The organism is Oceanobacillus sojae (assembly GCF_900162665.1).
GTDB classification, from domain to species: domain Bacteria; phylum Bacillota; class Bacilli; order Bacillales; family Amphibacillaceae; genus Oceanobacillus; species Oceanobacillus sojae_A.
Map to the genome: position 1 here is coordinate 151,221 of NZ_LT727810.1, position 12,267 is coordinate 163,487.

A 12,267-nucleotide genomic window follows, 5' to 3' on the forward strand; every position below is an offset into this window, starting at 1 on the left:
CACTCATCCTTCTCAATCTCAACCTCTTCCTTCCCAAGAATATAATAATTCAATTCTTTATCAGGAATGTTCTTAATATCCTTACGCTTGATTAAATAAAAGATAATCCCCAAAACAACCCACGCAGCTAATGCAATTCTGGACTCAATCCCTAAAAATGCCGGTGAACCCGGGATAAGCAGTAATCCAAGGAAGATAATACTGGCCACCATACCCAGGATGGCAACAATTTTTTTCCTGGGTGCTTCAATATGCTTTTTCTCATTAAACGTATGATCCTTTTTCATTTTGAATAACGTAAAAGCGGCATAACAGGTATAAAAATAAGCAATGGTTACACCGATGGAGGACATATCTACGACCCACATCAATGCTTCTCTCCCAAACCATGGTGATAACATAGCAATGACTACTGCAAAAATGATACCCAGGCTTGGTGTGTTATATTTCGGATGAAGCTTAGAGAAGCCTTTTGGAATAAACTTAGCACGGGACATGGCGAATAAAAGTCGGCTGGATGAAATAATAAATCCATTCAGACCGGTAAAAATTCCCATGGTTAATGCGACTGCAAGGATGGCCAGGCCTAAAGGTCCGAGCAGGTTTTCAATGATATAACCAGTTCCCCAGATGTGATTTTCTTCAACAACGCCCTCCCACGGACGAACCATGGAAGTAACAATAATCATTAAACTGTATAATGTTGCTGCTGCTAAAATAGCAAATACAATTAAACGGAATGCCTTACTGGATGGGAAATCAAATTCCTCTGCGGCCTGCGGGACATTATCAAAGCCGACATAAGCCCATGGGGCAATGGCGACGATAGATATAATGGCAGCAATTGCTGTTGTCTCCGGCGGGAACATTGGTGTAATATTGGAAAATCCTGCACTTGGCTGGATACCGACAAGAAGCAGCAGAATAAATATGGCTGCAATCATAACGATACAAAAAACAAATTGCATGCTTCCTGACAAGGTTGTTCCTCTAATATTAAAAAATCCGAATACTGCAAGGACAACGGCTGCTACAAAAACTTCGGTCAAATAAACATCCCAGCCGGCAATCTGATAGAGCGGGATGTTTTCAATAACTTTCGGAAAGATAAATTTAATCATAAGGGCAAATGCAGAAGCGTTTAATGCAACAATACAGATGTATCCTAAAGTTAAAAACCATCCGGAAATAAAAGCGTGGGTTCTGCCGAGACTGACATAAGCATAAGCGAACTCACCACCGGAAACGGGGAAACTCTTAATCAGGAATCCGTAACTGACAGCAATCAGAATCATCAGCAGTGCACCAATAAAGAAACCAATAATTACTCCAAGCGGTCCTGCTGTAGACATCCAGTTGATTGGTTGTACGAAAGCTCCCCAGCCAATCGCTGAGCCTAAAGCAATCGCCCAGACCCAATGGGGCTTGAGTGTCTTCGAGAGTGTTTCTCTCTTTTTCACTTCTTTCATAAGATAATCTCCTTTGGCTATTGGATTGTATTCGTGTCGATATTAATTTGTTTCTTCTTTAATTGTCTCCGAAACCTGTTACTTTCTCTTTCTCCAGATTCCGCTATGATTCTCTTCAAATTAATGATACGCAGCATGAATGGTTACAGCCTTTGAATCCTCATATACACTGACACATTCTTTCGTTTCCATATTCACCTCATTTCAGATTTTTCTACTCACTGCGCACCAAATCGTATACAACACGCCCGGTTTGATAATCAGCGGATTTTGGATGGGAATTATTACATAAACCATAATCATAAGCTGATTCTGCCGGGCTGATACGACATCCATGTCCTTTACCCAATTTTTTCAGATGTATAACCCCCTATCTTTTCAGTAATACATATATGTTAAAAAGATGATAGGGATTATAGGGAATCACTCGTCTATTACTATCTGACTATGAATTATAAAAGATATCACGTTATTTTTGATTGAATTATCTGATTATTTACTAAGAGGCTTTATTATTACGCTAAGATTAATTGAGGGGGCATCACCATTGAAACACGTCAATAACTGTACATTACCATTGATTGCAGCATCTGTAAATTGCTTCCTCAAACAAGCTGGCAGTTCCCATCTCAGAACAATCATAAGATTTATATTTATAAACCTTATTAAGACAGCCTATGCCTGTCTGCATAGATGTAGTTATTTTATTTTTATATAATACATGAATGAATTTCATAATTGCTCTTTTTAAAAATACAAAGACGAACAGAATTTTCGAAAGTGTATTTTAAAAAACAAAAATTATGCAGCTTGTTGTTGCTGAATAAGCTCCGCTTGGATGCGATCCGCAGCTAATTTGGAAGCATTGTAAATCAAAGCGACCATGTCAAAATGGACTTTCGCACGCTTTCCAGTGCGATAGCGAACATTATTTAACTGATAGAACTCTTTTAAATAAGCGTTGACACGTTCTACTGCTGTCCGTTGTTTAAAAATCTTTTTCCAAGCTCTTGATCCGCGCGCAGGCGCCGTATAACGTCTTAAATCGGTGGTTATTTTGACTTTATACACTTTTTGACAGATACCTTCATTTGCAAGTGGGCAGTTGCTACATTCCTTAGGTCTGGTATACTTCAATGTTTCGTATTTCGGATCAAAGCTGTCATATTTATAGGAATGTTCTCGCAAACAGGTCGGGGCAAAATCCTTATCAAACCCGATCATTTCGCCTTCATTGCGTTTATTATAGGCAATGACAGACTGTTGTCCCATGCGATGAATTTGTTCATAAATCGGCTCGAAATCATAGCCCGCATCCAATGTCTGGTAAGAAGCAGACGTAAGCGGAAGTCGTTGATCTATCCCCTTCAATAGGGCGATAGCGGCTTTTCCATCATTTAAGCTGCCGGAAGAAAACAAGGATTGTAGAATATACTGGCTTGATGCCCCAACTGCGAGGTGTCCTTTGTAGCCAAACCAATACTCGTTTTTACCATCTGCATTCTTTTTCACACCCCATTTTGGGTTCTGTGGCACTTCTGCACGCAATACGTCTAATGGAACGTCTAATTGAGCTTCTATTTTCTTTTCATACAATGGAAGATTCGCTTCTTTTTCTGCTTGTTCTTTGAGATATTGGTCGCGTTCTTTCTTGGATTTACGCCCACGCTTTTTGGGTCTGATTTCCGATTTTTCTTCTTTTTGAACGGGCGCCTTGTCCCGGGCTTCAAAATGGGTTGCGTCAATGGCGATGACTTCATCAGCGATAAATCCTTCTGTGATAGCTGCCAGTGTTACGTTTTCGAAGGATTTCTCTAAAATATCTGATTCACTCAGTTTTGTAACCAAGCGAGAATACGCAGCTTCTGACGGTGTAGAATCGGAAACAAGAAATCCGCAGTTCATTTTAAAGATAAAGTCATCATTTAGACGCTTGATTAAGTCTTTGATCGTTGGGATGCGCTCGATGTAGCGAATAAAAAAAGAAATAATCATCCCTGCATAATTTAGCTCAACAGGCGCTCCAAGCCGGGATTTCTTATTAATCGCATGATAAATACGATCCAGATCAATCGCTGAAATAATCGCTTCATATTTTTGGGTAGGTTCCATGTCATATAATTCTTGGATGCCAAATAGACTCGGTTGTCGTATAATGGTCATAAGAAGTACTCCTCCAGTCTTTTTATGGTTTTGTGGTTATTACCATTATACAAGATTTGGGGAGGTACTTCTTTTTTTATGCCCTGAACTCATTGGGACGCAAGGGTTAAGAATTATGAAATTCACTCAATTAGCTGGTTAATTATATTTTATCTTTTTCCGCTTATTTTGTAAAATAATTAATATAGGTATACGCTAAAAGATAGCATGACTNATATAAAAAGTTCTTATATTTTAAGAATTGTACAGCTGTCTCCTTTAACGGTTTATTGAAGTTTATATTATTTTTGTTAAAATAATTGTAATAGGGTATATGTGAAATTTTACTTAGGTAGTTTATATTGTTTTTTATAAGTCACCAAGAGAAAGCGTTCCATTTCCTTTAGGACAAAAAACTTATTCCCTGAAATCATCCTATTTTTCGGAATAGGCAAGGTTAAATCATCATGTCTGAGTTCAGAAACTAAGGAGTAAAAAAATGATACAGATAGCAATCGTTGAAGATGAAGTTAATTATCAGGAACAGCTGACAGAATTTCTTCATCAATATGAAAAAGAAAGAAATGAAAATATTGCAATAAAGACTTATTCTGATGGTGATGAAATTGTTGAAAATTATCAGGCGCAATTTGATATTATTTTAATGGATGTTCAAATGGGCTTGATGGACGGAATGTCTGCAGCAGAAGAGATAAGAAAAGTGGACTCTGAAGTGGTTATTATTTTTATCACTAATATGCCGCAATATGCTATCAAAGGATATGCTGTAGATGCATTGGACTATGTCTTAAAGCCGATTTCATATTTTCAGTTTTCGCAGCGCTTAAATCGTGCGATTGATCGAATGAGAAAGAGAGAAACGAATTATATAACGATAAAAGTTAAAAACGGAGTAAAAAGAATCAAGGTCTCTGATATTTTTTATGTAGAGAATCAGGAGCATTATCTTCATTTTACTACAGAAGAAGGGGAATTTATGGTAAGCGGCGCGATGAAGGATTTAGAAAAACAATTATCCAGCTATCATTTTTTCCGTGGACATAGAGGTTATTTAATAAATCTGGAGCATGTGGAAGGAATGAAAGGTAATGATGTGATTGTGAAGGGAAAGGAACTCCCTGTGAGCCGGACGAAAAGAAAAGCTTTTATGGAAGCTTTATCTAAACACTGGGGAGAGACGTTAAAATGAGTGAACTGCTCCCGGAAATACCGAGGCTGTATACGGCGTTGGCAGAGTGGATGGCCTGTATTGTATTTATCTCTCTGCTCAGGAAGAAATTATTTGGCTGGAAACGGATTATCTTTTTAGGCGGAGGGTTGCTCGTACAGTCTGCCTTTTTAGTGCTTACAAAGGATTTACCAATCGCTTTCTGGATTCCGAGCATGATTGCTGCTGCTGTTATGATGTTTGGCTTAATCTATGTAACCTGTCAAATAACTGTCATGGAAGCGGGATACTTTAGTATAAGGGCATTTGTAGCGGCTGAACTTGTCGCATCCCTGGAAAGCCAGGTGCGTTTTTTTCTCTTGAACGGGGAGAGAATGAATATGACAATGGACATATTATTGCTCTTTGCTGTTTACGGATCCGTTTTCTTTTTAATCTGGTTACTGGAAAAACGTCACATATCAGCCAATAGCCACTTGAATATACGACAGGGCGAGCTGTTATCGACGCTTTTAATCGGAATGGCGGTTTTTGGCGTCAGTAATATGAGCTTTGTCAGTGTGCGGACTCCTTTCAGCGGACAATACACCCAGGAAATTTTGAATATTCGAACCTTGGTTGACTTAGGTGGATACGCCATATTATATGCTTATCATATCCAATTAAACGATTTGCGGATAAAGCATGAATTAAAAGCGATGCAGAATATATTTCAAAATCAATATGCGCAGTATCAGCAGTCAAAGGAAAGTATAGATATCATCAATTATAAATATCATGACTTAAAAAATCAGATTATTGCGCTCAGGGCTGAAGAAAACGTAGAAAAAAGAAATGCTTATCTGAAGCAGATGGAAAATGATATCAAATCCTATGAAGCGCAAAATAAGACAGGCAACCATGTGCTTGATACCTTACTTACAAGCAAGAATTTATATTGTATCAAGCATGGAATTACATTAACGTCTGTAGCGAATGGGGCATTGCTTAATCATATGGATATTATTGATATCACAACCATTTTTGGGAATGCCCTTGATAATGCGATAGAATACGAGAAAAAAATAGAAGATAAAGAGAAACGGTTAATTCATGTTTCTGTGTTTTCGCAAAAAGGGTTTCTTGTAATGAGGTTTGAAAACTATTTTGAAGGAAAGCTGAATCTTAAAGAGGGGATACCTAAAACGACAAAAAGAGATAAAAATTTCCACGGGTATGGTTTGAAAAGTATTCAGTATGCTGTGCAGAAATATGATGGTGTGGTGAACGTTGTCCAAAAGGATAGCTGGTTTGAATTAACTATCTTAATGCCTGTTTTAACCCCGCAGGATAAATAAATATCTTAAGACCTGATTGTACAAAATATACAGCCAGGTCTTTTTTGTGTACGCGTAGCCTGTAGAGATGCCTCTCTTTTTCATAGTATGGTACAGTTCATGAAAAAAATGAAACAGTTCATGAACCTTTTCTGCGTGAATAAAAAAATGTGATAGAGTTTAATTCATAGTAATAGAAAAAAACATCGATGTACGAGGTTAGACGGATGTGCTTTTCTAATAAAATGAAAGCGCATTACAGTTTTTCGGATTTTGGAAATTGCTTTTTCGATTTTAGAGTATATGGAAAATCTGCCTAAATTAAACGGTATTAGTACGGATAGCATTTCTTCCGGAAGGTGCTGAAAAAATTGAAAGAGGTAATGGCTTATGAAATATAAAGATTTAATTGAAAAAATGACGCTGGAAGAAAAGGCATCTTTTATGTCTGGAAAGGATTTTTGGCAAACTCAGGATATGGAGCGGTTAGGGATTAACAGCATGTTTCTTGCGGATGGACCGCATGGAATCCGAAAACAGGCGGAAGCTGCAGATCACCTTGGATTAAATGAAAGTATTCCGGCCACATGTTTCCCGACAGCTTCCACTGTAGCGAACAGCTGGGATGTAGAGCTTGGGGAGAAGGTTGGGCAATATTTAGGAGAAGAGGCAGTTGCGCAAAAGGTAAATGTGCTGCTCGGACCCGGTATCAATATGAAACGAAATCCATTATGCGGAAGAAACTTTGAGTACTTCAGTGAAGATCCTTATCATGCCGGCAAGCTTGCTGCAGGTTATATCAGAGGGATTCAATCGCGTGGTATTTCGGCCTGTGTAAAACACTTTGCTGTCAATAACCAAGAGGAAAGAAGAATGTCGATTGATACGATTGTCGACGAAAGAACATTAAGAGAAATCTACCTTACTGGTTTTGAAATTGCTGTCAAGGAAGGGAAGGCAAAGACGGTTATGTCTTCCTATAATAAGCTGGATGGCGTCTATACCAATGAAAATCAGCATTTATTAAAAGATATTCTGCGTGATGAATGGGGGTATAACGGGGTTGTCGTTACCGATTGGGGCGGAAACAATGACCGCGTAGCAGCTCTTCAGGCGGGAAATGAACTGGAGATGCCGACTACTGCGGGAGAAACCAATCAGAATATTATTCAGGCAGTTAAAAGCGGGCGAATAAAAGAAGAAGTATTAGATGAAAATCTTGACCGTTTATTTGATTTAATCTTTACAACAGAAGAGGTTTTTCAAGGAACATATAAAAAAGAATTTGATATTCAAGCGCATCATCAATTTGCTCAAAAGGTTGCGGAAGAATCCATTGTACTTCTGAAAAATGAGGATAATATTTTACCGCTGAAAAAAGGTGTGAAAATAGCAACGATTGGTGATTTTGCCAAGAAACCCCGCTATCAGGGAGCCGGTTCATCTATCGTAAATCCGACAGAGCTTGATAATACGCTGGAGCTGCTGGAGGCGTCCGATATCAACCATATTGGTTATGAACAGGGCTTTGAACGTTATGGGAAAAAGAGTCAGTCTAAAATAGACAGTGCGTGTGCTCTTGCCAAAGAAGCAGATGTCGTTCTCCTGTATATGGGTCTGGATGAAGTAACTGAGGCAGAGGGGTTAGACAGAACAAACATGAAAGTCCCTGAAAACCAGGTTGAATTATTACATGCTTTGCATAAGGTGAATCCAAATATTGTTGTAGTCCTGTCCTGCGGATCTGCCGTTAAAATGCCATGGATTGGTAAAGTAAAAGGGCTGGTACACGGATATTTAAGCGGTCAGGCCGGGGCAAAAGCTGTACTTCGAGTGCTGACAGGTGAGGTCAATCCTTCCGGAAAGCTTGCTGAAACTTACCCGTTACATTATAAAGATACTCCTTCTTACCGCTACTTTCCGGGTAAGGAAGTAAGTGTTGAATACAGAGAAAGTATGTTTATAGGCTACCGCTATTTTGATACAGCAAAGGTGGATGTACTTTTCCCGTTTGGCTATGGATTGAGCTACACCAGCTTTGATTATTCCAATATCCAGGTGAACAGCGACGGCGTGAAATTTAATATTACAAATACAGGTGACGCTGCAGGAATGGAAATTGCCCAGCTATATGTAGGCAGCCAGTCAGAGCAAATTTTCAGACCGGAAAAAGAATTGAAAGGATTTACAAAGGTTTCTTTAAATCCTGGGGAAACCAAAGCAGTAACGATTCCTTTTGATGGTAAAACGTTCCGTTACTTTAATGTAAAAACGAACCAATGGGAAGTGGAGGAAGCAGTTTATCAGATTTCCATCGGCGCATCCATTGCGGACATCCGCTTGACGGATACGATTTCCATAGAAGGAACAAACGCACCAGTCCCATACATTAAAGAAGAATTACCATCATACTATTCCGGTGAAATAAAAAATGTCGGTAAACAGGAATTTGAAGCACTTCTGGGGCGCGAAGTTCCAGCTGCAACATGGGACCGCTCCAAGCCGTTGGGTTACAACGATACGATTGCTCAATGCCAATATGCTAGAGGTTTATTTGCCAGATTTGCCTTCCAGGCTATTACGTTCTCTCATTGGTTCCTGAAAAAGATAGGAAAGCGTGATACGGCAAATCTAATCATGATGTCCGTCTATCATATGCCGTTTCGGGGTATGGCCCGAATGACCGGCGGAATTATGAATATGCCAATGCTCGACGGGGTTTTGATGATTGTAAACGGTCATTTCCTAAAAGGGTTGAAACATGTCGTAAAAGAAAGAAATAAGATGTTAAAAAGTCGAAAAGCTATCAACTGACGCTAGCATAAGTGATAGAGGAGAGGTAAAATGGAAAAAGAGAAGGAAAAAGAAATAGAGAAAAAAATAGCTTCTAATCGGCTTATGAGGTTTTGGGGGAATTATAAAGAAAAACATCCTAATATTGCACAATTTCTGGTTTTCTTCATTCTTAGTAATGGGGTTACGGTGCTCCAGCTTGTGTTAATGCCTGTTTTTAAAAGTATATTTGCTAAAACAGCATTAGTAACAACAAATTTTCAAGTGTTGCAATTCGGGCAAAACTTTGACGGCTCTGCTTATTATGTATTTGATTATGCTGCCGGCCCGTTATCTCAAGGCGGCGGCGGAGGACTTGCTTATTTTTTCGCCGTTCAAATTACCATATTGATTGCTCAGGTTATTAACTTTTTTGCTCAAAGAAGCATTACATTTAAATCAAACAGTAACATATGGACAGCAGCTTTTTGGTACTTAGTAGCTTATATTATTATTACAATTGGCGCTGCAGCGGCACAAGGATTCTATAAAGCACCAATCTATGATTTACTGATGAATACTTGGGGAATGGGCTCATTAGGAGAAACGACAGCCGATGTGATTACAATGATTATTAATAGCGCTATATCATTCTGGGTTTTCTTCCCTATATTTAAAATTATATTTAAACAGGTACCAGAAGAAGAGGCGAAGTAAAGGTAGTGTAAAAAATGAAATTATTATCAGTGGTTATTCCTTGCTATAATTCACAGGATTATATGGAATATTGTATCGAATCTCTTTTGCCTGGCGGAGAGGAAGTTGAGTTATTGATCGTGAATGATGGTTCCTCTGATAATACGGCAAAAATTGCAGATGCATATGCGATAAGATATCCTTCCATTATCCGTGTCATCCATCAGGAAAATGGAGGCCATGGTGAAGCGGTCAATGCGGGCATCAGGAACGCATCCGGATTTTATCTGAAGGTAGTAGACAGCGATGATTGGGTAGATGTAAGAGCATATCTGAAAATTTTAAAGATATTAAAAGGGTTTGTTACAGAAAAACAGACAGTCGACATGATTATTAGTAACTTCACCTATGAAAAAGAGGATAAAAAGTACAAGAAGGTGATGAAGTACGAAGATGTTCTTCCGGTAGATAAAATATTTACCTGGGAGGATATCAAGCCATTTCGCAGAGGGCAATATCTGTTGATGCACTCTCTTATTTATAGAACAGAGCTGTTAAAAAATTGTGGCCTGGTGCTTCCAAAACATACTTTTTATGTTGATAATCTATTTGTGTTTGTTCCGCTTAAACATGTGAAAACAATGTTCTATATTAATCTGGAATTTTACAGGTACTTTATAGGAAGGGAAGACCAGTCTGTTCAAGAGAATGTCATGATTAAGAGAATCGATCAGCAGATTAAAGTGAATAAACAAATGATCGATGATCTGGAATTAGAAGATATAACAAGTCCTAAGCTTAGGCAGTATCTGCTTCATCAGCTTGAAATTGTCACTGTTATTTCTTCTATTCTATTAATAAAATCAGGAACAGCTGAAAATCTGCAGAAGAAAAAAGAATTGTGGAGGTATATGAAGGAAAAAGATCAGGAATTATACCATGAAATTCGATATGGAATGATCGGGATATTATTAAATTTACCTGGAAGGCCGGGAAGAAGTATCTCGGTAGGGGGATATAAAATATCTCAAAGATTTATCGGGTTTAATTAATCATCAGCATATCTCTTAAAAAGATAGCTTTCTATATGAAACATCATAGAAAGCTATCTTTTGATTTTAATATTGGATTTAGTTGCCAGTAGATAAGAAGTAATATGGAATGAAAAATGATAAGAAAGTACATATATTGCGGGAGGAACAAAGGAATGTTTGATTATTTGGTTGTCGGCACGGGATTATTCGGAAGTACATTTGCACACGAAGCAGCTAAAAAAGGAAAAAAAGTGAAGATGATTGATAAAAGGGATCATATCGGCGGGAACATTTATACGGAGAAGGTAGAAGATATTATTGTTCATAAGTATGGAGCACATATTTTTCATACAAATAATCAGGAAATTTGGGACTATGTGAACCAGTTTGCAGATTTTAACCGTTATACAAATAGCCCGATAGCAAATTATCATGGTGAAATTTACAATATGCCGTTTAACATGAATACATTTAATAAATTATGGGGTGTTGTCACACCGGAAGAGGCAAAAGCTAAAATAGAAGAACAGAGAAAAGCAGCCGGTATTGAAAACCCTGCTAACTTAGAGGAGCAGGCAATCTCTTTAGTCGGAACAGATATCTATGAAAAATTAATAAAAGGATATACGGAGAAGCAATGGGGACGTAAAGCAGCAGATTTGCCGGCTTTTATTATTAAACGTCTCCCTGTCCGATTTACGTATGACAACAATTATTTTAATGACCGCTTTCAGGGGATCCCAATTGGCGGCTACACACAAATTATTGAAAACATGCTTGCCAGTGATCGGATCAGCGTAGAATTAAATACAGATTTTTTCTCTAATAGAGAAGAATATATGAAGACTTATCCAAAGATTATTTATACTGGAATGATTGATCAATTCTTTGATTATAAATATGGCGAATTGGAATACCGCAGTTTAAAATTTGAATCCGCTGTGCTGGAACAAGAGAACTACCAGGGTAATGCAGTGGTGAATTATACAGATTCGGAAACACCTTATTCACGTATTATTGAGCATAAGCATTTCGAATTTGGAAAACAGCCCAAAACAATTATCACAAAGGAATATCCTATGTCCTGGGAAAAAGGATCAGAGCCTTATTATCCGATTAATGATGATAAAAATAATGAGAAATTTAAGCAGTATCAGGACTTGGCTGAGAAGCAATCCAATGTGATTTTCGGCGGCCGTCTGGGGATGTATAAATATTATGATATGCATCAGGTGATTGCTGCGGCTTTGACAGTGGCTAAGAGAGAATTATATTAAAAATAGCATTCATTTTTTTAGAATGTTAAAAATAAGAATTCTTGTAAGCTCTTACCTTTTTATATGCAAAATAGATTCTATGTAAAACAGCTTTAAATTTAGGCCATTTAAAGAATTTAAAGCTACTGAGTTTTTGGAGAAAATTATCTTTTCTGATTTTTAAAATTTCTGATGAAATACCTGTCTCAAAATATGTGCAAGAAAATGAAATGGGAGGATTCATACCGTTTATGTGAAAAAAGCTACTGTTTATGAATTTGAAATTATCAAAAACTAAAAGATGATAAAATATATTTATCCTAGGTGGGATATTAGAGTAATAAAAATATGCTCAAGTATTCTTAATAAAATGTTCGCGCTTTCTTTTTTGCG

At 37.7% G+C, this 12,267-nt stretch carries 8 protein-coding genes; 6 read left to right on the forward strand and 2 right to left on the reverse strand.

What is annotated here, in order from left to right:
• Both BN1068_RS04515 and BN1068_RS04520 read right to left on the reverse strand, forming a co-directional pair.
• A partial coding sequence (locus BN1068_RS04515; protein WP_139344766.1) for an APC family permease occupies window positions 1-1,460 on the reverse strand: 1,460 nt, incomplete at its 3' end.
• Between the two features lie 810 nt (window positions 1,461-2,270).
• On the reverse strand, window positions 2,271-3,632 hold the full coding sequence (locus tag BN1068_RS04520) for a transposase (protein WP_077601279.1): 1,362 nt from the start codon (window positions 3,630-3,632) through the stop codon (window positions 2,271-2,273).
• Between the two features lie 478 nt (window positions 3,633-4,110).
• On the opposite strand from BN1068_RS04520, the gene BN1068_RS04525 reads away from it, so the two are divergent.
• From BN1068_RS04525 to glf, 6 genes are all read left to right on the forward strand, one after another.
• The gene (locus tag BN1068_RS04525; RefSeq protein WP_077601644.1) at window positions 4,111-4,821 is read left to right on the forward strand and encodes a LytR/AlgR family response regulator transcription factor; all 711 of its coding nucleotides are present in this window, start codon (window positions 4,111-4,113) and stop codon (window positions 4,819-4,821) included.
• Window positions 4,818-6,137, forward strand: a complete 1,320-nt coding sequence (locus BN1068_RS04530) for a sensor histidine kinase (RefSeq protein ID WP_077601645.1) — start codon at window positions 4,818-4,820, stop codon at window positions 6,135-6,137. The genes BN1068_RS04525 and BN1068_RS04530 overlap by 4 nt, the downstream gene beginning before the upstream one ends.
• A 369-nt stretch (window positions 6,138-6,506) precedes the next feature.
• On the forward strand, window positions 6,507-8,930 hold the full coding sequence (locus BN1068_RS04535; RefSeq protein WP_077601646.1) for a beta-glucosidase: 2,424 nt from the start codon (window positions 6,507-6,509) through the stop codon (window positions 8,928-8,930).
• A 30-nt stretch (window positions 8,931-8,960) separates the two neighbouring features.
• The gene (locus BN1068_RS04540) at window positions 8,961-9,605 is read left to right on the forward strand and encodes a hypothetical protein (protein WP_229720053.1); all 645 of its coding nucleotides are present in this window, start codon (window positions 8,961-8,963) and stop codon (window positions 9,603-9,605) included.
• 14 nt (window positions 9,606-9,619) lie between these two features.
• Complete coding sequence (locus tag BN1068_RS04545) at window positions 9,620-10,636, forward strand: glycosyltransferase family 2 protein (protein ID WP_077601647.1); 1,017 nt, start codon at window positions 9,620-9,622, stop codon at window positions 10,634-10,636.
• A gap of 155 nt (window positions 10,637-10,791) precedes the next feature.
• Window positions 10,792-11,895 carry a UDP-galactopyranose mutase gene (glf, locus tag BN1068_RS04550; RefSeq protein ID WP_077601648.1) on the forward strand — a complete coding sequence of 368 codons (1,104 nt, stop codon included), beginning with the start codon at window positions 10,792-10,794 and terminating at the stop codon, window positions 11,893-11,895.
• The last annotated feature ends 372 nt before the right edge of the window (window positions 11,896-12,267 follow it).